The following is a 23384-nucleotide window of genomic DNA, read 5'->3' as shown; positions in this document are numbered from 1 at the left end:
GCTTTAGAGCACCGCGCCCTCGTCGTAGAGCCAGTCGGCCCACGATCCGGAGACGGCGGCGGCGCAGTCGATGACCTCGTCGAGCAGCGCGTCGTGCAGGCCCGGCACCAGCGGGAGCTGCACCTCGCCGTAGAGCGGGAACTGCCCGCTCTCGGTCTCGGCGCCGACGTAGGACTTGAGGAAGCGGCGGGTGCGGTTCCACTCGTTGGCCGCGGTGTAGGCCCGGTCTACCCACTCGGGGGCGACGGTGGTGTAGGCGCGGGCGCGCAGGACGAGGATCTCCCCGCCGGGGCCCTCGCAGGCGATCTGGAGCACGTGGCGCTCCCACATCGCCAGGACGGCGCCGTTCTCGTCGGTGAGGTAGCGGATCTTGAGGCGCTTGAGGGCCGCGGTGATGCGCTCGGTCGTCAGCCGCCGGACCGTTGTCGCCTGCACCGCGTTGCGGGTCAGCCGGTCGAGGTCGGCGGCGAGGTTCGGGTCGAGCCCGTCGGGGACCCGCTGTTCGCGAACGGTGTCATCGACGGCGCCACGCGGAGCCGGCACCTTCGGTGCGCCCGCCTTGACCGCCGTGGCCTTCTCGGCGGAGTTCTCCTCCGTCGTCGCCACGTCGTTTTTCGCGCCGGCCGTTTCCTGTCCCGCCCGGCGGCTGCGCCACCATGCCATGTCCGTCCCCTTGGTGTTGCCGTCTCCCGTGAGCGGCGACCCGTGTGCGGCCGCCGTCCCGAACCGTACCGGCGCGTAGAGGGCCCTGGCCAGGGTCAGCGGTCCCGATCACGCGTGATCCACCCGAAAACCGACCGAACGGCGGATCCCCGGCTCATGCGCCTGGAACCCGCCGTTCGTCGCGAATCACCCGTACCGGTGACCGGGGTCACGCAGAGCTACGGAATCGTGTAGCTGCACTGGGGCAGAGGGCCGGTGTCGGCGACGGCCTGCGTGCCGTTCACCAGGATCTGGCACGTCAGCTCACCCGCCGGAGCGCTGCCGCCGACGGTCACGGTCTGGCCGGAGGTCGCCTTGAGCTGCTGCCCCCAGGGAAGGTCGGCGCTGCGCAGGTTGGTCTCCTGGCCGTTGATCCCGTAGTGGACCGCGACGGCCTTGCCGAGGCCGCTGAGCTTGACCACCACATTGAGTTGGCCGTCGGCCGGAACCGAGGGATCGCCGGGCCCGGGACGACCCGGCAGGCCGCTGTCACCGGGGTACGGGAAGGCGCTGTCATCGGGAGACCCGCCCGGTGCCGGCGCCGACGAGCCGCTGGAGCCCACGTCGGGCTGGCCGACGGTCCCGGGCGCCTTGTTGCACGCCCCGGCCGCCAGTGCCGCGAGGACGAGCACGCCCACGGCCACGAACTTCTTCATCGTTTGCCTCCTTAGGAGGTGACACCATAGGAAGCGCCCGCTCGCCGGAGACCGGCTGCGGCGCTAGAGAACGCGCAGCCCGGCTTCGAGGGGCCACACTGAGCCCCGCGTGCCCTCCAGTCCGACGCGCCGGCCCGACAGCCGCACCCGCGCCGGTTCGGCCGGATCGTGCAGGCCCATGCGGAGCAGCCCGACGACCAACCTCAGCGGCACCTCGTGCTCGACGTCGCCGGCCACGACGGTCACCGCGACATGGTCGAGGAGCGCGTCGCGCAGCCTGCGGTCGCCGATGCCCTGTCCCCTGCGCGAACGCAGGGTCTCGGCGGCGGCGCGGTCGAGGCGGGCGAGTTCGGGTCCGGGGATGACTTCGACGACCTCGCCGTCGGAGGCCGGGAGGGTGGTGCGCCACCCGCCGTCGTGGCGGGCCGGGATCTCGGCCGAGCCGGGCGGGCGGCGGAGGTCGGCGGCGCGGACCGTCGCGTCCTCGGTGAAGGAGGTCGCGACGGTCCGGCACGCCAGTACGCGAAACGGCAGGACGGTCCAGAGCCTGCCCGTGCCGTCTCCGGCGGGGCGGACGCGGACGAGGGCGTCGGGGCCGAAGCGCATGGCCCGGGCGGCGAACTCGGCGGCGTCGCCGGCGCTGGACGCCTCGACCAGGGTGGGCGGGTCGGCGCGGCTCATCCGCGCCAGTCCTCCAGGAACTCCCGTTCGGGGCCGCTGAGCCTGCGCGGGCGGCCTCCGGCGAGGTCGAAGGGGACCAGGACGGACTTGGCCCGGCCGGCGAGCCGGCCGTCGTCGTAGAGCTCGTAGTCCACCGTGAACGCCGAGTTGCGGATCTCGCTCGCCCACAGCTCGATGCGCACCTCCGGGGAGGCGTCGCCGTCGCCCGAGCCGATCCCGTAGTCCACCGGACGCAGGTAGTCGATCTCGTGGCGGGCGATGACGACGCCTTCGGCGAAGGAGCCCAGCCCGTGCTTCTTGGCCGCGTTGAACATCAACGCCACACGGGCCTCCTCGTACAGCGTGAGGAAGCGCGCGTTGTTGACGTGACCGAACGCGTCCATGTCGGACCAGCGCAGCGGGCATTGGTAGACGTACCGGGCCATGGGTCAGTCCCGGGTGAGCTTGCGGTGGGTGACGCGGTGCGGCTTGGCGGCCTCCGGGCCGAGACGGTCGATCTTGTTCTTCTCGTAGGCCTCGAAGTTGCCCTCGAACCAGAACCACTTCGGCGTGGGCCATTCCTGGCCGTCGACCTCCTCGCCCTCCCAGGCGAGGATGTGGGTGGCGACGCGGTCGAGGAACATCCGGTCGTGGGAGATGACCACGGCGCAGCCGGGGAACTCCAGCAGCGCGTTCTCCAGCGAGGACAGGGTCTCGACGTCGAGGTCGTTGGTGGGCTCGTCGAGCAGCAGCACGTTGCCGCCCTCTTTGAGGGTCAGCGCCAGGTTGAGGCGGTTGCGCTCACCACCGGAGAGGACCTTCGTGGGCTTCTGCTGGTCGGGGCCCTTGAAGCCGAACGCTGCCACGTAGGCGCGCGAGGGCATCTCGACCTTGCCGACCATGATGTGGTCGAGGCCGTCGGAGACGACCTCCCACAGCGTCTTGTCGCCGTTGAGGCCCTCACGGCCCTGGTCGACGTAGGACAGCTGCACGGTCTCGCCGACCTTGACCGAGCCCGCGTCGGGCTTCTCGATGCCGACGATCGTCTTGAACAGGGTGGTCTTACCCACGCCGTTCGGGCCGATGATGCCGACGATGCCGTTGCGCGGCAGGGAGAAGTTCAGCCCGTTGATGAGCGTGCGGCCGTCGAAGCCCTTGACCAGGTCGTCGACCTCGATCACGGTGTTGCCCAGGCGCGGGCCGGGCGGGATCTGGATCTCCTCGAAGTCGAGCTTGCGGGTCTTCTCGGCCTCCGAGGCCATCTCCTCGTAGCGGCCGAGGCGCGACTTCGACTTCGTCTGGCGGGCCTTGGCGTTGGAGCGGACCCACTCCAGCTCGTCCTTGAGGCGCTTTTGGAGCTTGATGTCCTTGCGGCCCTCGACGGCCAGGCGGTCGGCCTTCTTCTGCAGGTAGAGGGAGTAGTTGCCCTCGTAGACGTGGGTGCGGCCGCGGTCGAGTTCGAGGATCCACTCGGCGACGTGGTCGAGGAAGTACCGGTCGTGGGTGATGGCGACGACGGTGCCGGGGTACTTCGCGAGGTGCTGTTCGAGCCACAGGACGCTCTCGGCGTCGAGGTGGTTGGTGGGCTCGTCGAGCAGGAGCAGGTCGGGCTCCTCCAGGAGCAGCTTGCACAGCGCGACGCGGCGGCGCTCACCACCGGAGAGGTGGGAGACCATCTCGTCGCCGGGAGGGCAGCGCAGCGCGTCCATGGCCTGTTCGAGCTTGGAGTCGATCTCCCACGCGTTGGCGTGGTCGAGCTCCTCCTGGAGCTTGCCCATCTCCTCCATCAGCTCGTCGGTGTAGTCGGTGGCCATCTCCTCGGCGATCGCGTCGAAGCGCGCGAGCTTGGCCTTGGTGTCGGCCACGGCGTCCTCGACGTTGCCCAGGACGGTCTTCGACTCGTCGAGCTTGGGCTCCTGCGCCAGCATGCCGACGGTGTAGCCCGGCATGAGCTTGGCCTCGCCGTTGGTGACGTGGTCGATGCCGGCCATGATCTTGAGCAGGCTGGACTTACCGGCGCCGTTGGGGCCGACCACGCCGATCTTGGCTCCGGGGAGGAAGAACAGCGTGACGTTGTCGAGGATGACCTTGTCCCCGAGAGCGCGGCGGGCCTTCTCGAACGTGTAGATGAACTGAGCCACGGTGGCGTCTTCCTCACAAAGCTGGTCGGTGGTCGCTTCTCGATGCGGCGCGCGGACACGCCGCTCAATCTTGTCAAGCCTCCGCCACGGCCACCAACTCAGGTGGCATCCCGGTGCCGCGACGGCCGTCACACCGCCGCGGCGGACCGGGCCGCTCAGGTCTTGCGGGGCCGCACGGCCGCGCCGATCGCCAGTGCCCGCACGATCAGCAGCCCCACCGCGATCGCCGCGGCCGGCACCACGATCAGCGCCCAGCTCGGCCAGCCCGCGCCGAGCGCCGCGCCCACCTCCGGGCCGAACCAGGTCCCGCCGGTGATGAGCGCCTCCGTGCTCGCCGCCAGGACCGAACACGGCAGGATCAGCAGGATCCCGCGAAAGGCGCCGAAGCGGTAGAAGCACAGGCCGATCAGGGCCCCCGAGACCGCGTAGGCCAGCTGGAGCAGGAGACTCTCGACGAAGACCAGGTGCAGCTGGGAGGTGTCGTCGTAGAGGTGCTCGTTCTGCAGCGTGCCGGGAATCTCGTTGGCCGCGTAGATCCATCGCTCGACGACGAACCCGAGCGCCACCAGCAGCGACGACCCCGCCGCGAGCGTCGCCAGCGCGGCCGACGCGGCGGCCACGAAGGACCGGCGCGTCAACCCGGCGGCGACCAGTATCGGCAGGAAGGCCGGCGCCAGCATCACGCCGACGGCCGCCATGGTGCCCTTGGTCGAGTTCGTCGAGGTCTCCCACAGGCTGATGTCGGTGGAGCCCCACAGCCAGATCCCCAGCGCGATGCCGGTGTAGACGACGATCAGCACCGCCCAGAAGCCGAGATACCAGAGGTTTCCCAGCAATATGCCCTGGTAGGTGGGCCACAGGCCGCGCAGGCGGCGCACGCGGTGCCCGCGATCGGAGATGACGGCGGTCACGGGGCGTCCTCCCGAGTGGTCAGGTGCACGAAGAGGTCCTGCAGCGGCAGCGCGCCCAGTTCGAGGCCGGCGGCCTTGGCCTGTCGGCGCAGGTCGTCGCCGGGGTGGCAGTAGACGGTGATCTGCTTGGTCCGGCCGAGCGTGTGCTCGCCGAGCACCTCAAGGCCCAGTGCGAAGCGGTCGACGATCTCGGCGGGGCCGCTGAGGGCCACCCCGCGCTCGCGGAGGGTGTCGACGGTGTCGTGGACGATCAGCCGGCCCTTGTCGATGATCAGGATCTCCTCGAAGAGGCGGGCGAACTCCTCGATGAGGTGGGTGGAGACGATGAAGGTCCGCGGGTGCTCGACGTAGTCGGCGAGCAGTTCTTCGATGAAGATGTAGCGGGCGGGGGCGTCCATGCCGAGGTAGGACTCGTCGAACATGGTCAGCGGGGCCCGCGACGCGAGGCCGATGACGCACCCGAGGGCCGACTTCATGCCGCGGGAGAGCTTCATCACATTCCGGTCGGCCGGAACCTTGAAACGGGCGAGCAGACGCTGGGCGAGGGCCTCGTCCCAGTCGGGGCGAAGCCGCGCGATCATCGACAGGATCTGCCGGACCTTCGCCGTGGGCAGGTCGCCGCTCTCGCGGATCAGGCAGATGCGCGAGGCGAGTTCGGCGTCCTCGTAGGGGTCGCGGCCCTCGACGCGGACTTGGCCCGAGTCGGGGCGGCGGAAGGCCGCCAGTACGGACATGAGGCTGGTCTTGCCCGATCCGTTGCGGCCGATCAGGCCGTAGATCTTGTTCGCCTCAAGGGTCAGCGAGACGCCTTCCAGGGCGGTGACGTCGCCGTAGGAGACGCGCAGGTCGTCGACCTCCACGACATTGTTCGGCTCTTCGAAGGAGGGGTTCATCGCATGCGCCTCTTCTGGGTCTCCAGCTCTTCAAGGTGCGAGAAGATGTCGGCGAGGGGTACACCGAGCAGGGTCGCCTCGGCGGCCATCGGTTCGACCACCTCGACGAAGAAGCGCGCCCGGCGCTGGGCCAGCAGCCGCTCCCGGGCGCCTTCGGTGACGTACATCCCGATGCCGCGCCGTTTGTGGAGCACGTCCTCCTCGACCAGCTGGTGGAAGCCCTTGGCCGCGGTGGCGGGGTTGATCCGGTAGAAGGCGGCGTATTGGTTGGTCGACATGACCTGCTCACCCTCGGCGATGGTCCCGTCGAGGATGTCCCGCTTGATCCGGGTGGCGATCTGCTGGTAAATCGGCGTCCCGTCGTCGAACATCCACCACCGCCCGGCTCGTCGGTTCGTTACTCATGTAATGAACCATAGCGGCAGTGAACCAAGCTGACAAGGATCGGGTACTCCACTAAACTCGGCGTCAGGATCGGCCGTGACGATCACGTAGCCGGATTCCCATCACGGTCCCGCCTCCTGTCACCGTGCGCCAGTAGGCTCGTCACGCCACGCATGCGAATGATCGAGGAGGAACCAGCCCGTGTCTCCTAAAAGCGGTCAAACCGACAAAGGTGCGCCTTTTGTCGTGGTCGCCAACCGACTGCCCGTCGACGAGGTAATGACCGAGGACGGCCGTGAGTGGAGGCAGAGCCCAGGGGGCTTGGTCACCGCGCTCAAACCCGTCCTGCAGAACGAGAAGGGCACCTGGATCGGCTGGGCCGGCGGCAACGGCGAAGCACCCGAGCCCTTCGAGCTCGACGGCATGCGCCTGAGCCCGGTCCCGCTCAGCGCCGACGAACTGGCCTCGTACTACGAGGGCTTCTCCAACGCCACCCTGTGGCCGCTCTACCACGACGCCGTCGAGCCGCCCAGCTACCACCGCAGCTGGTGGGACGCCTACGTCCGCGTCAACCGCCGCTTCGCCGAGCGCGCCGCCGAGGTCGCCGCCCAGCACGCCGTCGTGTGGGTACAGGACTACCAGCTCCAGCTCGTCCCGGCGATGCTGCGCAGGCTGCGCCCCGACGTGCGGATCGGCTTCTTCCTGCACATCCCCTTCCCGCCGGTGGAGCTGTTCATGCAGCTGCCCAAGCGGCTCGAACTGCTCGACGGCCTGCTCGGCGCCGACCTCGTCGGCTTCCAGCGCCCGCTGGCCGCGCAGAACTTCCTGCGCCTGACCCGCCACCTGCTCGACCTCAAGCCGCGCGGCAAGGAGGTCGAGATCGGCGGCCGGACCGTACGCGCCGACGCCTTCCCGATCTCCATCGACGTCGCCGAGATGGAGGCCACCGCGGTCAGCGGGGCCGTGCAGCGCCGGGCCAAGGAGATCCGGGCCGAGCTCGGCGACCCCCGAACGCTGATCCTGGGGGTCGACCGACTGGACTACACCAAGGGCATTGAGCAACGATTGAAGGCGTTCCGCGAGCTGCTGGCCGAAGGCCGCCTCCGGGTGCCCGACGCGGTGATGGTGCAGGTCGCCACACCGAGCCGGGAGCGCGTCGAACACTACAAAACGCTGCGCGCGGCCGTGGAGCGCGAGGTCGGCCGGATCAACGGTGATTTCGGCCGGGTAGGACTCCCCGCCATCCACTACCTCCACCAGTCCTACAGCCGGGCGGAACTCGCCGCGCTGTACCTGACCGCCGACGTCATGATGGTGACCCCACTGCGCGACGGCATGAACCTGGTCGCCAAGGAGTACGTCGCCTCGCGCACCGACCTCGGCGGGGCGCTGGTCCTGTCGGAGTTCGCCGGGGCGGCCGGGGATCTGCGGCAGGCCTATCAGGTCAACCCGCACGACCTGGACGGGCTGAAAACCACCCTTATGAACGCCATCAACGCCGATACCGTCGACCGCGTCCGGAGGATGCGAACCATGCGGCGGTATCTTCGCGGACACGATGTCCGGCATTGGGCGAGCGCCTTCCTGACCGCGCTCGGCGTTCCGCAGGCGGCTACCGCGTACAATCCCGGCAATATTGAAACAAAGCCGCAATAACCGTTGAACATGTCCGAAACGATCTATCGCCCGCCGAAGTGAACGACCACGCGGGTGATCTCGACACGCCCGCAGGAGCCTGAAGGCATGACCGAGACCATTATGACGTCCTCCATGGACGCCGACCTCCGCTCGTCACTGGCGGCGCTGGCGAGAACGCCACAGCTGCTGGTGGCCTGTGACTATGACGGCACCCTCGCGCCCATCGTCACCGACCCTGCGAAGGCCACCCCTCTACCCGAGACCGTCGCGGCGCTGCGCGCCCTGGCGACTCTCCCGCAGACGAAGGTCGCGGTCATCTCCGGCCGCGCGCTGCGCGACCTGGCGGCGCTGTCCCGGCTGCCGAGCGAGATCCATCTGGTCGGCAGCCACGGTTCCGAGTTCGACGTGAGTTTCACCCACGCGCTCACCTCCGAGCAGGTGGCGCTCCGCGACAAGATCAGCGCGGCCATCGCCGACATCGCGCGGGACAAGGAGGGCATCCGCCTGGAGCCCAAACCCGCCGGGATCGCCGTGCACACCCGGACCGCGCCGCGGCCGGTGGCCGCCGAGGTCCTCGCGGCCGTCAACGCCGGGCCCGGCGGCTGGCCCGACGTGCAGACGACCGAGGGCAAGGAGGTCATCGACCTGTCGGTGATGACCACCCACAAGGGCACCGCGCTGGACTCGCTGCGGCAGCAGCTCGGCGCCTCCGCGGTGCTGTTCATCGGCGACGACGTCACCGACGAGAACGCCTTCGCGCACCTGCACGGCCCCGACATGGGCGTGCGGGTCGGTGAGGGGAACTCGCTGGCGCAGTTCCGCGTGGACGACACCTACGAGGTCGCGCAGCTGCTGGCGACGCTCCTCCAGACGCGGCGCTCGTGGCTGTACGGCGAGCAGTCGGTGCTGATCGAGCGCCACTCGATGCTCGCCGACGGCGCCGCGAACGCGCTGGTCAGCCCGGAGGCGCGGATCACCTGGATGTGCCACCCGAAGCCGGACTCGGGCGCGCTGTTCGCCGACCTGCTCGGCGGCACCACGGCCGGGCACTTCACGGTCGGGCCGGCCAAGGGCGGTCTGCCGCTGGGGCAGCGCTACAAGCACGAGACGATGAGCGTCGAGACGCGCTGGTCGGGTCTGACGGTCACCGACTGGCTGGACGGAACCGAACTGCGGGCCGGCGACGCCCACACCACGACGCTGGTCCGGGAGCTGACGGGCAACACCGTCGCGAAGGTCGAGTTCGCGCCGAGGCCGGAGTTCGGCAGCCTTCCCGTGCGGCTCCAGCCGCTGGGCGAGGGCCTGCTGATGCTGGGCTACAACGAGCCGCTGGTGCTGCGCTCCCCCGGTGTCGACTGGGAGGTCGCCTCCGACGGGCAGAACGACACGGCCACCGCGCTGGTCGACCTGAACGAGCTGGGCGGGCGGGTCGTGCTGGAGATGCGGGCCGGTTCCAACGACCTCAAGGCCTCGGCGGCCTCGATCGACGAGCGCCGCAGTGGAAACGAGGACGCCTGGCAGGAGTGGGCGGCGAAGCTGAAGCTGCCGAAGCTCAAGCGGGACATGGTCATGCGCAGCGCGCTGACGCTGCGCGGGCTGTGCTTCGAGCCGACCGGGGCGATCCTGGCGGCGGCGACGACCTCGCTGCCCGAGGAGCTGGGCGGCGTGCGCAACTGGGACTACCGCTTCTGCTGGTTCCGGGACGGTTCGATGACCGCGCGGGCGCTGGTCGAGCTGGGGTCGCTGCACGAGGCGGAGAACTTCCTCAAGTGGTGCGCGCACGTCATCGAGACCACGGCCGGGCACCCGGAGTGGCTGTCGCCGCTGTACACGATCGACGGTCTTCCGCTGCCTCCCGAGGGGATCATCGACACGCTGCCCGGTTACGCCGGTTCGCGGCCGGTGCGGGTGAACAACTCGGCGAACAAGCAGGTCCAGCTCGACGTGTTCGGCCCGGTGGCCGACCTCGTCGCGGCGGTCGCCGACCTGCGCGGCGGCCTCAGCGACTTCGAGTCGGAGGTCATCCTGGCGATGGCCGACGCCGTCGAGCGCCGCTGGCACGAGCCCGACCACGGCCTGTGGGAGGCGCCGCGCCCGCCGAGGCACCACGTGTACTCGAAGGTCATGTGCTGGTACACCATCACCAAGGCGATCTACCTGGCCGACAACCACGGCCTGCCGCGCAAGGAGAACTGGGCGGCGCTGCGCGACACGATCGCCGAGAACGTTCTCGAGCACGGCTGGAACGAGAACCTGCGGACCTACACCGCCGCCTACGGCGAGCCCGACCTGGACGCCGCGACGCTGTGGATCGGTCTGACCGGGCTGCTCGACCCGAGCGACCAGCGCTTCATCGACACGGTCGAGGCGACCGAGGCGGCGTTGCGTTCGGGGTCGGCGGTCTACCGCTACCGTCGCGACGACGGTCTGCCGGGAGTCGAGGGCGGCTTCCTGATCTGCGCGGCCTGGCTCATCGAGGCCTACCTGAAGATCGGGCGACGCGCCGACGCCGAGGAACTGTTCACACAGCTCGTCGACCAGGCAGGACCCACCGGTCTGCTGCCCGAACAGTGGGATCCGCTGGCCGAGCGCGGCCTGGGGAACCATCCGCAGGCGTACTCTCACCTCGGGTTCATCCACTGCGCGATGCTGCTGGATTCCTAGGACCCGGCGGCGACCGACGGTGACGTTAGGGCCCCGCCACAGCGGGGCCCTAATAAAACTCGGGCTGCATTTATGGCCGATCACGCCCGTAACCTTTTACGTCCTTAAGCGTTACAGGCACCCTTAAATCGGACCAAGCCGACAATGCTCACAGCGCGTCGATGGCCTCCGCGGATTTCACAGCAAATTCGCGGCTCCAGATACCCCGACGGGGGTTGCGCACCCCCACCCGCTGTCTGCAACGATGTGGCAATGCCCCAGCAGCCCTCTAAGTCATTCTTCGATAACGCCAACAACAAGCCTGACTTCACTGTTGGGCTACGTGGATACGACCGGGCGCAGGTCGACGATTTCGTTCAGCGGCTCAACGCCGCGCTCACGCAGACCGAGAGCGCGCGCAGCGAGGCCGAGCAGCGGATGACCGACGCCCAGCGACGCCTGCGACAGGCCGAGCAGCGTGTCAACGGACTTGAGCAGCGTCTCGCCGATCAGGCAAAGCAGCTTGAGGAGAACAGCCGACCGACCCTTTCGGGACTCGGCACCCGTGTTGAGCAGATACTGCGACTCGCCGAGGAACAGGCGAACGAGCACCGGGCCGAGGCGAAGCGCGAGACCGAGGGCATTCTGTCCGCGGCGCGCCTTGAGGCCCGCGAGATCACCGACAAGGCGCGCGGCGAGTCCGCCAGCGTCAAGCAGGGCGCCGAGCGCGAAGCCGGCAACCTTCGGACCGCCGCCGAGCGCGAGGCCGCCGAACTGCGCGTCCAGGCGCGCCGCGAGGCCGAGACCCTGCGCGCCGACGCCGACCGCGAGACCAAGCAGCTGCGGTCGTCGACCGGGCACGAGGTCGCCGAGCTGAAGGCCTCCGTCGAGCGCGAGGTCGCCACGATGCGGGCCACCTCCGAGCGCGAGATCACCCAGCTGCGGGCGAAGGCCGCGCGCGAGGCCGAGGAGAAGCGCGCCGAGGCCGCCAAGCTCTACGCCGAGGCCAAGGAGAAGCGCGACAAGGAACTCCAGGCTCTCGCCCTCGAACTGGCCGAGCGCCGGGAGAAGGCCGAGCGCGAGGAGTCCGAGCGCCACACCGCCGCGGTCACCGCTACCCAGAAGCTCGTCAACGAGGCCGAGGGCCGCGCGCGCAACGCCGAGGAGCGCGCCAAGGAGACCGAGCAGAAGTCGGAGCAGCGCCGCCTGGAAGCCGAGCGCTACGCCACCGAGACCGTCGACAAGGCCAAGTCCTCGGCCGAGAAGAACGTCTCCGAGGCCAAGGCCGAGGCCGAGCGCCTCGTCGCCGACGCCAAGGCCGAGGCCGACGCCAAGACCAGCGCCGCCAACCGCGAGGTCGACGAGCTGTCCCGCAAGCGCGACTCGCTCCAGTCCCAGCTGCGCCAGATGATCTCCGGTCTCGCCGGGATCGTGCCGGCCGAGGCGCTGGGCGGGCTCACCGAGGCCGCCAAGCCGGCCGAGGCGTCCGACAAGTCCGACGATGAGAAGGTCTCCGCTTCATCTCAGACGTCTTAAGGAGTCTTTCAGCCTCACGCGCTACCGTCATGACGTAACCGCTCGATCCCCGCCGGGGTCGCGGGCGGGCTTGGACGGTAGGGCTTCGGGCGAATCAGGTGCGAGGTCATGCCCCGCCCCTTTGAAGGGTGTGCCGGTCTTTGGGCATAGCCTCCGACAGGGCGGGGTTTGGCATGTGAGGATGTGGCTATGTCTCAAGGCGCAGGTGGAGATTTCTTCGCGGGCTTCGCTGGCTCGGACGGCAGCGGTGGCTTCGACCAGCAATTGCGCGGCTACGACAAGAAACAGGTCGACGCGTACATAGCCAGGATGGACGCGCAGCTGACCAGTCTGGCGGCCGAGAAGGCCGAGGCGCAGGCGCAGGTCGAAGGACTGGTCTCGCAGGTTCAGCAGATGCAGGCCCAGATCTACGAGATCAGGCGGCGCGCGGCCGTCGGCGAGGAGGTGTCCTACAAACACCTCGGTGCCAAGGTCGAGCACATCCTGACCCTCGCCAGCGAAGAGGCCGAGGAGATCAAGAAACGCTCCGAGCAGGCCGTCGCCGGCCAGCGCGCGGAGGTCGACCGCATCCTCGCGCAGGCCAACGAGGAGGCCGAGGCCGCCCGGCGCGACTTCGAGACGACTCTTGCCGCCCGCCGCACCGCCGCCGAGAAGGCCGAGGCGGACCGTCGCACCCAGGTCGAGGCCGAGCTCAACCGGCAGACGCAGCGCGCCAAGGGCATCGTCGCGCAGGCACAGGAGCAGGCCGCCCAGCTCGCGCAGCAGGCACAGGAGCAGGCGACCCAGATCCGCTCCGCCGCCGACGAGCAGGCCCGGCAGCTCGTGGCCCACATAGAGCGTCTGCGCGGAGAAGCCCAGCAGCTCAAGCAGACCGCCGAGGTCGAGGCCGAGCAGGCCAAGCAGGCCGCGGCGGCCGAGGCCGAGCAGGTCACCCGGGCCGCTCGCGAGTCGGCGGAGAAGGCCCAGGCCGAGGCCGAGGCGACCGCCCAGCAGACCCGCGACGCCGCCCTCCAGGAGGCGAAGAAGGTCCGCGACGAGACGATCGCCGAGACCAACCGCATCCGCAACGAGACCACGACGCAGATGCGCACCTTCCGGGCCGAGACCGAGCAGGCCGCGCAGAAGATCACCAGTGACGCCGCGGGCGAGGCCGAGCGCATCCGCAAGGAGGCCGACGCCTACGCCGCCGACGCCGAGCAGCAGCGCCGCACGGCCAACGAGCAGGCGAGCACGCTCGTCGGCGAGGCGGAGAAGCGCGCCGCGGAGATCGGCAGGAAGGCCGAGGAGCACGCCGCCGCGGTCACCAACAAGGCCAACGAGGCGGCGCGTTCGGCGACCACGGGCGCCGACGAGTACGTCGCCAAGGTGCGCGGGGAGGCCGACCAGTACGCCGAGTCGACCCGCACGTCCGCCGACGAGTACGTGAACTCCACTCGCGGCGGTGCCGACGAGTACGCCGGCAAGGTCACCACCGAGGCCGACGAGAAGTCGAAGGCACTGCTCGCCGACGCCGAGAAACGCTCCGCCGAGCTCGTCTCCCGCGCCGAGAAGCGGGTCGCGGACCTGCGCGCCCGCTCCGAGCAGAGCGCCAAGCAGGCCGCCGAGGCCGCCCGCCGCGACGCCGAGGCGATCCTCGACACCGCGCGTGCGCAGGCCGACGCGCTGCTGGAGGACGCGATGGAGGCCACCGCCGAACCCGTCGGCGCCACGGCCAAGGGGCCCGAGACGGCCGACGCCGCCGGCGGCAAGGACGCCAAGGCGCCCAAGCCCGCGCCTCCCGCGGGTAAGAACGTCGCGCCGAGGCCCTCCGATCCGAGGTCGCAGGCCAAGCCGGAGTCGGCCGCCGAGACGAAGGCCGGGGCCGACAACGCCGAAGGCGAGTCCGGTGAGGACAACGAGGCCGAGGCCAAGCAGGGCGAACCGGCCGGAGCCGGGAAGAAGTAGCGCCGAACGAGTCGAGGAAGCGCCGCCGGTCCGTCCGGCGGCGCTTCGTCGTCTCAGGCGCAAGCGGAGTCGGCCCGCACCGCCCGTACCCGGTCGCGAAACGGCCTCTTCGCACACCGCCTGTAACCGCGTCGTCCGTTAGCGCACAACCATGTCCGCCACGCCCGTGCGCCGACACGCCCGTAATGCCGCTGACCTTCAATAATCGCTACAGTGGCCGCATGTCCACTGAGCCCGCCCCCGGTTCGCCGGACCCCGACGACACTCCCTCCGACACCACCCGCACCGATTCGGCCGCCCACGCCGAAGCGGAGGCCGCCCACGCCGGCGGGTCGGACAAGGCCGAAACGAACCCGATCAACCCCTACGGCATGCCCGGCCGGCGATTCCGGCAGACGCCGTTCAGCTACGGCCTTTTCGGCGGCCTCGGGCTCATCGTCGCCTACATGCTCTACATCGGTCTCCAGCAGGCCTGGGGCGTGCTGCTCTCGATCATCATCGCGGGCTTCCTCGCCATCGGCATCAACCCGATGGTGGTGCGCGTCCAGCGCCTGGTGAAGAAGCGCGGCATCGCCGTGGCCATCGTCGCCCTGGTCATGTTCATCGTGGTCTGCGGCGGCTTCGCGACCCTCCTGCCGCCGCTGATCACCGAGATCAACAGCTTCGTCGACGCGCTGCCCGCCTACATCGAGAACCTCAAGGGCAACCGCTTCATCAACGACCTCAACGAGCAGTACCAGATCATCGAGAACCTGAAGAGCGCCGCCAGCGCCGAGAACATCACCAGCGCCGCCGGCGGACTGGTCTCCGTGGTCGGCGTGGTCGGCGGGACCGTCTTCAACGGACTGATGGTCGTCATCTTGACCTTCTACTTCCTGGCCGCCTTCGACCGGCTCAAGGACGGCGCCTACCGGCTGCTGCCCGCCGACCGCCGCCCGCGTGCGCAGGTCCTCGGCGACGAGATGCTCACCAAGGTCGGCAACTACACCATCGGCGCGCTCGGCATCGCCGCGATCGCCGGTGTCACGTCCTTCATCTTCATGTTCATCGTGGACATCAAGTACGCCTACGCACTGGCCCTCATCGTGGCAATTTTCGACCTCATCCCGCAGGTCGGTGCGACCATCGGTGCCGTTATCGTGAGCCTTGCGGGCTTTTCGGTCTCGATACCGGTCGGCATCGCCTGCGTGATCTTCTTCGTTCTGTACCAGCAACTCGAGAACTGGGTCATCTACCCGCGCATGATGAGCAAATCGGTCAAGGTCAGCGACCTCGGCGCGATCCTGGGGCTGCTCATCGGCACGGCGCTGTTCGGTATCGTCGGTGCCCTCATGGCGGTGCCCGCCGTCGCCGCGGTACAGCTGCTGGTGCGTGAGGTGCACATTCCGCGCCAGGATCTCGCTTAGGAGCCCAACGTGCCCGCAACGACCCGTCACCCCGGGAAGGGGGTGAAACGCGCATGACCGACCTCTCCGCCGCCGGCGCCGTACGTCTCAGCCGGTTACTGCACCGCGACGACGTCGCCGCGGTGTTCACCGGTTCCCTGCCCGACGAACCGGGACCACTGGTGGTCACCCTCGGCAACGAGCGGGCCGTCGGCGCCCGGCGCAGCACCTTCCTCGACTGGGCCGGCCGCGTCACCCGCCTTTCCACGCACCCTCACATCGCCGCCGTGCACGCCGTGGGGCTCACCGGCACCGCGAGGCCCTACCTCGCCGTGCAGACCACGCGAACGTCGCTCAGCGACCGGCTGCGCCAGTCGGGGCCGCTCACTCCGGGCTTCTGCCGCGCCATCGGCGTCGCGTTGTCCGACGCCCTGGCGACCGTCCACTCCATCGACCTCATCCACGGCGCCGTGCATCCCGCGACGACGCTCCTCGGCGGCGGCGACCAGCTTCTCCTCGCGGGCTTCGACGCCACCGCTCCCCTGCTCGCGCGACCGCTGCGCAAGTCGGCCTACACCGCGCCCGAGCACCTGGACGCCGCCTCGGCGGGCGAACTGGCGGTCAGCCCGGCCGCCGACGTCTACGACCTCGGCACCCTGCTCTACGGCGCCCTCGGCGGACGCGTGCCCTGGCTGACCACCGAAGGCGGCAGCCTCGGCGACCCGCTCCTGCGCGCCGCGCCGGTTCCCGACATCCCCGGCGTCAGCACGGTTCTGACCGACATCCTCGCGGTGTGCCTCACCGCCGACCCCCGGATGCGGCCGACGGCGGCGCAACTGCGCGACGCGCTGTCGACGATGGACATCTCCGCCGCGCCGGCACCGGGCCGCCGGCCGAAGACGGTCGCGGCCGAACTCGCGCCGACCGGCGGTCCCCGCCCCGCGGTGGCGCCGACCGTCACCGACCTGGCGATCCCTGCACGGCCGGCCGCCGAGCCGAACCGGCAGGGGCGGCTGGGCCGCACGACGAAGACGATCGCGGTCGCGGCCCTGGCCGTGGCCTTCCTCGGCGGCGCGAGCCTGGCGACCTACGCCGCCACCCGCACGACCGACGACAGCGAGGCGTCCTGCCCCACCGAGGACGAGCTGGCCACGGCGGCGGCCACCTGGTTCGGCGACGGCACGACGGTCACCGAGACCATCTGCGCGGACGGATTCGTCGGCCTGACCGTGCGCAAGCCGACCCCGCTGCGCGGCGGCGTCGGGGCCGGTGACGACATCAGCAAGGTAGTCGCGCACCGCGTGCAGGGCCGCCTCCAGCAGGTCGGCGACGCCTGCGGCACCGACGTGCCACAGAAGATCCGCGACTACGTGACCGGCTGCGTGAGCTGACGGACGGCCCCGGCGAACTGCCGGGGCCGCTCCAGCGGCGGCAGGTGCCCGGCACCGGCGATGGCGACGGGCGAGCCGCAGACGTGCCGGAGCGCGCGGGCCACACCTTCGGCGTCCTCAACGGACATGAGCGCGTCCTCGTCGCCGCGTACGACGAGCCCGCGCGCGTCCGGCCGGTTCAGCGCGGCCGTCGAGTCGGACCGCGCGGCCATGGCCCGCTGCGCCCACGCGACGGCTTCGGGCGAGGCCTCGGTGAGGATCCGCAACGTCTCCTTCACGACCTCGGGACGCTCGGCGTGCGTCGTGGCGCCCAGCAGCCCGGGCAGCATGGACGCCGCCAGGCCGGCGATGTCGCGGTCGGCGAGAACCCGTTCGGCGATCTCCAGCCGCTTCGCGGCGGCCGCGGCGGTGTCGGCGGCGACCTTCGTGTCGGCGAGGACGAGCCCTCGCACACGGTGCGGGTACTGCCGGGCGAAGGCCATCGCCACGTACCCGCCCATCGAGACGCCGACAAGGACCGCGCCGGACTCGCCGAGCTCGTCGAGGACACCGGCGACGTCGTCGGCGCACACGTCGAGGCTCGGGTCTTCGGGGAGCCGAACGTCGGCCGACTCCCCGAAGCCCCGCTGGTCGACGGTGATGGCGAGGTGGTCCGCGGCGAGGTCCTCGGCGACGTGCGCCCACATCCCGGCGTGCAGCGGGAACGCGTGCAGGAGCACCACGGGGGTGCCCTGCCCGTGTGCCCGGTAGACCACCTCGGAACTCATGGGCGCGGCACGTCGGCGAAGGCGGCGACGGTCCGGTCGGCGTAGGCGCTGGCGTCCCCGTAGGTCATCTCGCCGTCCCACTCGGTCGGCAGCGGGAGCGCGGCGGCGGGGTTCACGCGGCGGACGACCTCGTCGAGGACGAGTTCGGCGTGCCCGACCCACAGGTGCTTGGCGCCGTCGACGCCGACGACCTCGGCCTGCGGGATCGCCGCGAAGCGCTCCTCGGCCTCGGCGGGCCGCAGGTAGTCGTCGTTCTCCGGGATCAGCGCCGTCAGCGGCCGGCCCGACTCCGCCCACACCGCCAGGTCGGCCGGCTCGGCCTTGCGCAGCGGCGGCGACAGCAGGATCGCGCCCTCGACAGAGGGGTCGCAGCCGTACTTGAGGGTCAGCTCGGTACCGAAGGACCAGCCCAGCAGCCAGACCCTCGGCAGCTCGTGGAACTCGGCGTACTCCAGCGCGGCGGCCACGTCGAAGCGCTCGCCCTCGCCGTTGTCGAAGGCGCCGTCGCTGGTGCCCTGGACGCTGGAGGTGCCGCGGGTGTTGAAGCGCAGCACGGCGAGGTCGGCGAGCGCAGGCAGGCGCCAGGCGGCCTTGCGGAAGATGTGGCTGTCCATCATCCCGCCGTGGGTGGGCAGCGGGTGCAGGCAGATCAGCGTGGCGACCGGGTCGCGGTCGAGCGGGAGGGCGACTTCGGCGACGAGGCCGAGGCCGTCGGCGGTCTCCAGCCGCAGGGCCTCACGCCGGGCGGGAAGGATGGAGTTCGCGCGGATCAAGGTCACGGAATCGAGTCTGCCACCCCGGACCCGCGGCGCGGCCGGGTACGCCCTCAGCGATGTCGTGACGTGCGCGGCGCGCGGCGGCCCCTGGCACGCCAGCAGCCGCCGTGCCAGTGCCTGCGGGCGTCGACGGGGCCGTCGACCTGCCAGGCCACGACGTGCGGGAGGCCGACGCCGATCTCCTGGTCGCAGCCGGGGCAGCGGTAGACCTTGGTGGCGTTGACGCCCGGGATGTGACGCACGTACCACTGCTCGCCGTCGGGGCCGTCCTCGACGGCCTCGACTTTCCGGCGGCCGTTCTCGGGGTCGGCGACGCCCGCCGAGGGCGTGCGTCGATTCCGGCGGGGGCTCATGTCAAGAGATTATGGCGGCGGTGATCCACCCGGGATCAATCAGGCGCCGTCCGGGCGCAGGCGGCCCAGCGTGGACAGCCGGTAGCCCAGTTGCATCCGGGTACTGACCTGCGCCTCGTCCATGAGGTAGCGGATCCGGCGCTGCACGGTGCGGGCCGAGACGTCGAGCTGTTTGGCGACGGCGTTGTCGGTGAAGCCCTGGAGGAGCAGGGCGATGATGCGCCGGTCGAGTTCGATGAGGTCGTCGGCGTAGGGCGCCTCGGGTTCGAGGGTCAGGGCCCGGTCCCAGGTCGACTCGAAGAGGGCGATGAGCGCGTCGAGGAGCCCGCTGGGGTGGACCACGATGGCGCCGGGTTCGCCGGCGCTGTTGAGGGGGACGAGGCCGAGTTCGCCGTCGGCGATGATCATCCGCAGCGGGAGGTCGGGCATGATCCGGATCTCCTCCCCCGCTTCGAGGGACGCCTCGGCCCGGACGAGCAGGCCGGGTTCGGCCAGGACGTCCTTCTCGACGACGACCCGGTAGCGCACTCCGCGCTGGACGGCCTCGTTCTCGGCGGTGTTCTGCGCGGCCGAGACGGCCATCGGGTTGGCGCGGACGAAGGCGCGCAGGTCGCGGGCGGCGCCGCTTTGGATCTGCCCGAAGCGCTGGCGTACACCGTCGACGCCGACGACGACCTCGACCAGGTCGCGCACGGAGCGTCCGGCGGCCGAGGCGCGGAACAGTTCGGTCAGTTCGGCGAGGGCCGTCTCGGCGCGGCCGAGTTCGTCGCGGCGGCGCACCAGCAGCGAGCGCAGCGCGATCTCGGGCGGCGCGGCGAGGTAGCGGTCGCCGTCGCGAGTGGCGAGGCCGGCCGCGGTGAGCGCGTCGAGGAGGCGGTCGAGGGCGGCGTCCTCGATGCCGAAGCCGGCGGCGAGTTCGGGGGCGTGGGCGGGCCCGGCCGAGACCAGGTGACGGTAGATCCGCTCCTGTTCGGCGTCGATGCCCAGCGCACGCAGCTCCACAGCAAAGGAGTATGCGGGAAGAGGCGACAAACGCACAGGGCGGCCGGTCGGGATCCGGCCGCCCTGCGTGCTTACCGCCGAAATGTCACGCGACACCGTAGAGGTTGACGGTGATCTGCTCGGTCTTGCTGCCGTTGGCGTCGACGGTGTTCACCCACAGGGAGGCGATGCCTCCGGCGTGGGCGGTGTTGTCGACGAGGGCGACCCAGCGGCCGTCGCGCTGGACGACGGGGACCTCGGTCCAGGCGTAGTCCTTGACCGGCTTCGCACCGAAGATCTCGACGGGCTCGAAGGTGACCTTGGCGGTGAGGGAGGTGATGGCGCCGGGGTCGTAGCCGTCCTGACCGTCGAGGCCGACGGTCACGGGGAACGCGGTGTCGGTGTTCGGGGCGAGGTTGTAGGCGTCGACGGGCGCGTCGTAGGACGGGATGGCGACGGGCAGGGCCTGGAGGGTGTCGCCCTCGGGCCGGCTGGAGGCGAACTCGAAGTTCGTGAGCGTGCCCTTGGCCAGTTCCCAGTTGGCCTTGTCGAAGCCGAACTGGGTGACCTCGACGCGCAGGACGCAGTCGTCGGAGCCGACGAGTGCCTGCCCGCTCGGCCAGGCGCTGTCGCCGACGAGTTCGCCGTTCTTGTAGATCCGGAGGTTGCCGATGTCGCCGAAGCCGCCGGCGGCGACGTGTCCGGCACCGTCCTTGAGGGCGGCGAAGGCGAAGCCGACGAGGGTGCCCTGGCGCTCGGCGACCCGTGTGGGGGTGCCGTCGGAGTTGCGGCCGAGGCTGTTGTGAGCGGGGAGCTTGAACCAGTCGACCTCGCCCTGCTGCCGCTTGCCGTAGGCCTGGGCGGTGCCGAACCACGTCTCGCCGCGGATGCGCTGGGTCGTGGCGATCTGCTGCCAGGTCGGGCCGGGCGTGTAGTAGGCGGTGCGGGTCAGCGGGACGGTGACCGGGTTGCCGCTGCCGGCGTAGATCGGGTTGGCGCCGTTGTCCTGCAGGACGCGGGTCCACTCGTAGGCCACGCCGGGCGTGCGCTGGGTGTGGTAGTTCTCGGTGACCGTGGCCAGGTCGCGGTCGCGGACTCGGTGGGACTGGTCGCGGGAGACGCGGTCGCCGGTGAAGGCGAGGTTGTAGACGTAGGTGCTGTCCTTCTCGGCGACTGACGGGTCGGCGGCGCGCAGGTAGGTGCCGAAGTCGAACTCGCCGTCGCGGACCCGGTCGGTCGGGGCTGCGTAGAAGGCCGGGCCGTTGGCGGCGAAGACCGAGTTGTCGACGATCCAGCCGTCGAAGCTGCGGCCGACGTGCAGGGAGCCCGAGCGGATCGTCAGCGGCCGGTCGCCGGTGACGGTGACGGCCTTGGCCTTGCGGGCGTCGAGGGTGATGGTGGTGTCGGCGGTCAGGCGGGCCTCGGGGTCGCCGACGTAGCTGTAGGAGAAGGTGCCGTCGGGTTCGGCGGTGCGGATGAAGCCGCTGAGGACGTGGCTGTCGGCGCGCAGGCGCAGGGTGATGTCCTCGCCGGTGAAGTAGATCAGCGAGCGGGCCGGCTGGTGGGTGTCGGTGATGTCGAGGTACCCCGAGGTGGCGGGGGCGCCGGTGCGGTCGACGGCCTTGACGGTGACGTCGACGGTCTCGGGTTCGAGCCAGAAGCCGACGGCGGTGGTGACGCGCACGCCGTTCTCGCCGGTGGCGACGATGCGGGCGCCGATCTCCCCGTAGGAGGAGGCGTCGAGGCCGTGCAGGTAGCCGTTGGCCGTCACGGGAACGGTGGCGGTGCCGTTGGCGGGGATGGTGATCCGGCTGCTTTCGAGGGTGATGGCCCGCGACGGGACGCGGTCGCCGTCGGCACCGGTGAGGTCGTCGACTTCGAGGGTCAAGGTGACGGGCTTGTCGGAGGTGTTGGTGTAGGTGACCTTCTTGGTGGCGCGCTCGTCGCGGCCGTGCGGCCACGCGAAGTCGGCGAGGCGGACGCCGGTGTCGCTGGTGACGGTGGCGTTCAGCGCGCCCGGCAGCCACAGTTCGCCGGCGCCCTGCTCGTAGACGGTGCTGTTGGGCGCCTTCGCCCGGTTCTCCCGCTTGACCGAGCCGACGAGGGCGGCCTTGACCTGCTGGGCGGTCCAGTCGGGGTGGGCCTGGCGGATCAGCGCGACGGCGCCGGCCACGTGCGGTGTGGCCATGGAGGTGCCGGACATCCGCGTGTAGTGGACTTCGCCGAGGCTGCCCGCGGCCGCGCCGGTGATGGCCACGCCGGGAGCACTGATGTCGGGCTTGAGCTCGTGGTTCCCCGGCACCGGGCCGCGGCTGGAGAAGCTCGCGGTCGCGCCCTCGGCGTCGACGGCGCCGACGGTGAGGACGCCCTGGACGCACCCGGGCGAGGAGACGGTCTCGCGCATGCCGCTGTTGCCGGCGGCGATCACGAAGAGGGTCTTCGACTGCGCGCTGAGCTCGGCGGCGGCCTGCGCCATCGGGTCGGTGCAGTCGGTGGGCTCGGAGGAGCCGAGGCTCATGTTGACCACGTCGGCGCCCTGCGCGACGGCCCACTCCATGCCCGCGACGATCCACGAGGTCTGGCCGCCGCCGTAGCTGAGGACGCGGCCGATGAGCAGGCCGGTGCCGGGGGCCATGCCGACCTTGCTCGCGTCGGCGGCACCGGTCCCGGCGATGGTGGAGGCGACGTGCGTGCCGTGGCCGTCGCGGTCGAGAGGGCTGCCCTCGCCGGTGAAGTCCTCGGCGGCGAGGACCTGGCCGGCCAGATCGGGGTGCGCGGCGTCGTAGCCGGTGTCGAGGACGGCGACCTTGGTCCCCTCCCCGTTGAGGCCGAGGTTCCACAGGTCGGGCGCGCCGGTCTGCTCGACGCCGGTGGTCGGGTCGAGGTCGAAGCCCTCGACCTTCCCGTCGAGCCAGATCTTGCCGGTGCCGGTGCCGCGGGCGGTGCCGCCGGTGAGACCGTCGAAGGCGGCGGCGAGGCCGTCCTTGGCGACGGTCACGGCGGTCGCGCCGATCGAGTCGAGGTGGACGCCGGTGCTGACGCCGCTGAGGCCGCGCGCCTGCGGCAGCGAGCCGGTCACCAGCAGCGGCAGGTCGGTGCGGGAGGCGTCGTCGTAGCCCTGGCGGACCAGGCCGGTGACGTTGAACAGCTCGGTGTCGAGGCGGCCCTCGGCGAGCGCGCGCTCGGCGGAGACGGGGATGACGTAGAGGTCGTCGCCGACACGGCGGGTGTAGAAGTCGGTGGACGACTCGACAACGGCCGAGGGGGTGCCGTCGGCGGCGAGGGAGACCTGGACGCGGTCTCCGGTGATGAGGGTGACGGTGGTGGGCTGCCCGGCGGGCCGCGCTGATCCGGTGAGTGCTCCGGGCTCCTGCGCGTGCGCCGGCTGCGGCGCGACGACCGCGCTCGTCAGCGTGACGGCGCCGACGGCGAGGGCGGCGATGGTCGCGCCCAGTCTGCGCCCGGGGAATGCGGGGGTCATGTGAACTCCGGCGATAGGGGTGGGTGATCACACCCTCGCAGAGGAGCCGCCGGGTTTCCCGGGTCGGAGGCAGACGACAAACCGCCATGACGAGAACACGACACGAGCTGCCGCTTCCCGCCATGGCGGTGCGTTCGTTTCC

At 70.6% G+C, this 23384-nt stretch carries 19 protein-coding genes; 6 read left to right on the top strand and 13 right to left on the bottom strand.

Annotated elements, in window-relative coordinates; genetic code table 11:
- Window positions 1-3: 3 nt before the first annotated feature.
- The 8 genes from AB0I28_RS10430 to AB0I28_RS10395 form a co-directional block, all read right to left on the bottom strand.
- Window positions 4-663, bottom strand: coding sequence for a YbjN domain-containing protein (locus AB0I28_RS10430; protein ID WP_357491708.1), 660 nt, complete (start codon window positions 661-663; stop codon window positions 4-6).
- A gap of 218 nt (window positions 664-881) precedes the next feature.
- On the bottom strand, window positions 882-1358 hold the full coding sequence (locus AB0I28_RS10425; protein ID WP_357491706.1) for a hypothetical protein: 477 nt from the start codon (window positions 1356-1358) through the stop codon (window positions 882-884).
- A 63-nt stretch (window positions 1359-1421) separates the two neighbouring features.
- Entirely contained in the window at window positions 1422-2039 is a 618-nt protein-coding gene (locus tag AB0I28_RS10420) for a hypothetical protein (protein WP_357491704.1), read from the bottom strand.
- Window positions 2036-2464 (bottom strand): thioesterase family protein, encoded by a 429-nt coding sequence (locus AB0I28_RS10415; protein WP_357491702.1) that lies wholly within the window; start codon window positions 2462-2464, stop codon window positions 2036-2038. The genes AB0I28_RS10420 and AB0I28_RS10415 overlap by 4 nt, the downstream gene beginning before the upstream one ends.
- Before the next feature lie 3 nt (window positions 2465-2467).
- Window positions 2468-4159, bottom strand: a complete 1692-nt coding sequence (gene ettA, locus AB0I28_RS10410) for an energy-dependent translational throttle protein EttA (protein WP_357491700.1) — start codon at window positions 4157-4159, stop codon at window positions 2468-2470.
- A 155-nt stretch (window positions 4160-4314) separates the two neighbouring features.
- Window positions 4315-5070, bottom strand: coding sequence for a hypothetical protein (locus AB0I28_RS10405; protein ID WP_357491699.1), 756 nt, complete (start codon window positions 5068-5070; stop codon window positions 4315-4317).
- Entirely contained in the window at window positions 5067-5963 is an 897-nt protein-coding gene (locus AB0I28_RS10400; RefSeq protein WP_357491698.1) for an ABC transporter ATP-binding protein, read from the bottom strand. Before AB0I28_RS10400 ends, AB0I28_RS10405 begins: the two co-directional genes overlap by 4 nt.
- A complete protein-coding gene (locus AB0I28_RS10395) occupies window positions 5960-6334 on the bottom strand; it encodes a GntR family transcriptional regulator (RefSeq protein ID WP_357491696.1) in 375 nt (124 codons plus the stop codon). The genes AB0I28_RS10400 and AB0I28_RS10395 overlap by 4 nt, the downstream gene beginning before the upstream one ends.
- Window positions 6335-6548: 214 nt before the next feature.
- On the opposite strand from AB0I28_RS10395, the gene AB0I28_RS10390 reads away from it, so the two are divergent.
- The 6 genes from AB0I28_RS10390 (at window position 6549) to AB0I28_RS10365 (ending at window position 16884) form a co-directional block, all read left to right on the top strand.
- On the top strand, window positions 6549-8003 hold the full coding sequence (locus tag AB0I28_RS10390) for a trehalose-6-phosphate synthase (RefSeq protein ID WP_357491694.1): 1455 nt from the start codon (window positions 6549-6551) through the stop codon (window positions 8001-8003).
- Window positions 8004-8090: 87 nt separating this feature from the next.
- Window positions 8091-10649 carry a trehalose-phosphatase gene (otsB, locus tag AB0I28_RS10385; RefSeq protein WP_357491692.1) on the top strand — a complete coding sequence of 853 codons (2559 nt, stop codon included), beginning with the start codon at window positions 8091-8093 and terminating at the stop codon, window positions 10647-10649.
- 252 nt (window positions 10650-10901) lie between these two features.
- On the top strand, window positions 10902-12164 hold the full coding sequence (locus AB0I28_RS10380; protein ID WP_357491690.1) for a DivIVA domain-containing protein: 1263 nt from the start codon (window positions 10902-10904) through the stop codon (window positions 12162-12164).
- Between the two features lie 189 nt (window positions 12165-12353).
- On the top strand, window positions 12354-14108 hold the full coding sequence (locus AB0I28_RS10375) for a hypothetical protein (RefSeq protein ID WP_357491688.1): 1755 nt from the start codon (window positions 12354-12356) through the stop codon (window positions 14106-14108).
- 221 nt (window positions 14109-14329) lie between these two features.
- Complete coding sequence (locus AB0I28_RS10370) at window positions 14330-15514, top strand: AI-2E family transporter (RefSeq protein WP_357491686.1); 1185 nt, start codon at window positions 14330-14332, stop codon at window positions 15512-15514.
- 53 nt (window positions 15515-15567) lie between these two features.
- Window positions 15568-16884 (top strand): protein kinase, encoded by a 1317-nt coding sequence (locus AB0I28_RS10365; protein WP_357491684.1) that lies wholly within the window; start codon window positions 15568-15570, stop codon window positions 16882-16884.
- On the opposite strand, the gene AB0I28_RS10360 is transcribed toward AB0I28_RS10365, so the two are convergent.
- The 5 genes from AB0I28_RS10360 to AB0I28_RS10340 form a co-directional block, all read right to left on the bottom strand.
- On the bottom strand, window positions 16860-17651 hold the full coding sequence (locus AB0I28_RS10360) for an alpha/beta hydrolase (RefSeq protein WP_357491682.1): 792 nt from the start codon (window positions 17649-17651) through the stop codon (window positions 16860-16862). The two genes, AB0I28_RS10365 and AB0I28_RS10360, sit on opposite strands and share 25 nt — an antisense overlap.
- Window positions 17648-18430: an alpha/beta hydrolase gene (locus AB0I28_RS10355; protein WP_357491680.1), complete on the bottom strand. Its 783-nt coding sequence runs from the start codon at window positions 18428-18430 to the stop codon at window positions 17648-17650. The genes AB0I28_RS10360 and AB0I28_RS10355 overlap by 4 nt, the downstream gene beginning before the upstream one ends.
- 47 nt (window positions 18431-18477) lie before the next feature.
- Window positions 18478-18780 (bottom strand): ATP/GTP-binding protein, encoded by a 303-nt coding sequence (locus AB0I28_RS10350; RefSeq protein WP_357491678.1) that lies wholly within the window; start codon window positions 18778-18780, stop codon window positions 18478-18480.
- A 39-nt stretch (window positions 18781-18819) separates the two neighbouring features.
- The gene (locus tag AB0I28_RS10345) at window positions 18820-19782 is read right to left on the bottom strand and encodes a helix-turn-helix domain-containing protein (protein ID WP_357491676.1); all 963 of its coding nucleotides are present in this window, start codon (window positions 19780-19782) and stop codon (window positions 18820-18822) included.
- An 85-nt stretch (window positions 19783-19867) separates the two neighbouring features.
- A complete protein-coding gene (locus tag AB0I28_RS10340; RefSeq protein WP_357491675.1) occupies window positions 19868-23242 on the bottom strand; it encodes a S8 family serine peptidase in 3375 nt (1124 codons plus the stop codon).
- Window positions 23243-23384 lie beyond the last annotated feature (142 nt).

This window comes from Phytomonospora sp. NPDC050363, assembly GCF_040655735.1.
Taxonomy (GTDB): domain Bacteria; phylum Actinomycetota; class Actinomycetes; order Mycobacteriales; family Micromonosporaceae; genus Phytomonospora.
Note: the sequence above shows the minus strand (reverse complement) of the source record. Positions and strands in the feature narration are given on the sequence as shown.

Bases quoted from the DNA above. Each gene is read 5' to 3' on its own strand.
- AB0I28_RS10350 (WP_357491678.1), bottom strand. From the start codon at position 18,780: ATGAGCCCCCGCCGGAATCGACGCACGCCCTCGGCGGGCGTCGCCGAC.
- AB0I28_RS10375 (WP_357491688.1), top strand. From the start codon at position 12,354: ATGTCTCAAGGCGCAGGTGGAGATTTCTTCGCGGGCTTCGCTGGCTCG.
- AB0I28_RS10380 (WP_357491690.1), top strand. From the start codon at position 10,902: ATGCCCCAGCAGCCCTCTAAGTCATTCTTCGATAACGCCAACAACAAG.
- AB0I28_RS10425 (WP_357491706.1), bottom strand. From the start codon at position 1,358: ATGAAGAAGTTCGTGGCCGTGGGCGTGCTCGTCCTCGCGGCACTGGCG.
- AB0I28_RS10400 (WP_357491698.1), bottom strand. From the start codon at position 5,963: ATGAACCCCTCCTTCGAAGAGCCGAACAATGTCGTGGAGGTCGACGAC.
- AB0I28_RS10340 (WP_357491675.1), bottom strand. From the start codon at position 23,242: ATGACCCCCGCATTCCCCGGGCGCAGACTGGGCGCGACCATCGCCGCC.
- AB0I28_RS10370 (WP_357491686.1), top strand. From the start codon at position 14,330: ATGTCCACTGAGCCCGCCCCCGGTTCGCCGGACCCCGACGACACTCCC.
- AB0I28_RS10395 (WP_357491696.1), bottom strand. From the start codon at position 6,334: ATGTTCGACGACGGGACGCCGATTTACCAGCAGATCGCCACCCGGATC.
- AB0I28_RS10420 (WP_357491704.1), bottom strand. From the start codon at position 2,039: ATGAGCCGCGCCGACCCGCCCACCCTGGTCGAGGCGTCCAGCGCCGGC.
- AB0I28_RS10365 (WP_357491684.1), top strand. From the start codon at position 15,568: ATGACCGACCTCTCCGCCGCCGGCGCCGTACGTCTCAGCCGGTTACTG.
- AB0I28_RS10360 (WP_357491682.1), bottom strand. From the start codon at position 17,651: ATGAGTTCCGAGGTGGTCTACCGGGCACACGGGCAGGGCACCCCCGTG.
- AB0I28_RS10430 (WP_357491708.1), bottom strand. From the start codon at position 663: ATGGCATGGTGGCGCAGCCGCCGGGCGGGACAGGAAACGGCCGGCGCG.
- AB0I28_RS10415 (WP_357491702.1), bottom strand. From the start codon at position 2,464: ATGGCCCGGTACGTCTACCAATGCCCGCTGCGCTGGTCCGACATGGAC.
- otsB (WP_357491692.1), top strand. From the start codon at position 8,091: ATGACCGAGACCATTATGACGTCCTCCATGGACGCCGACCTCCGCTCG.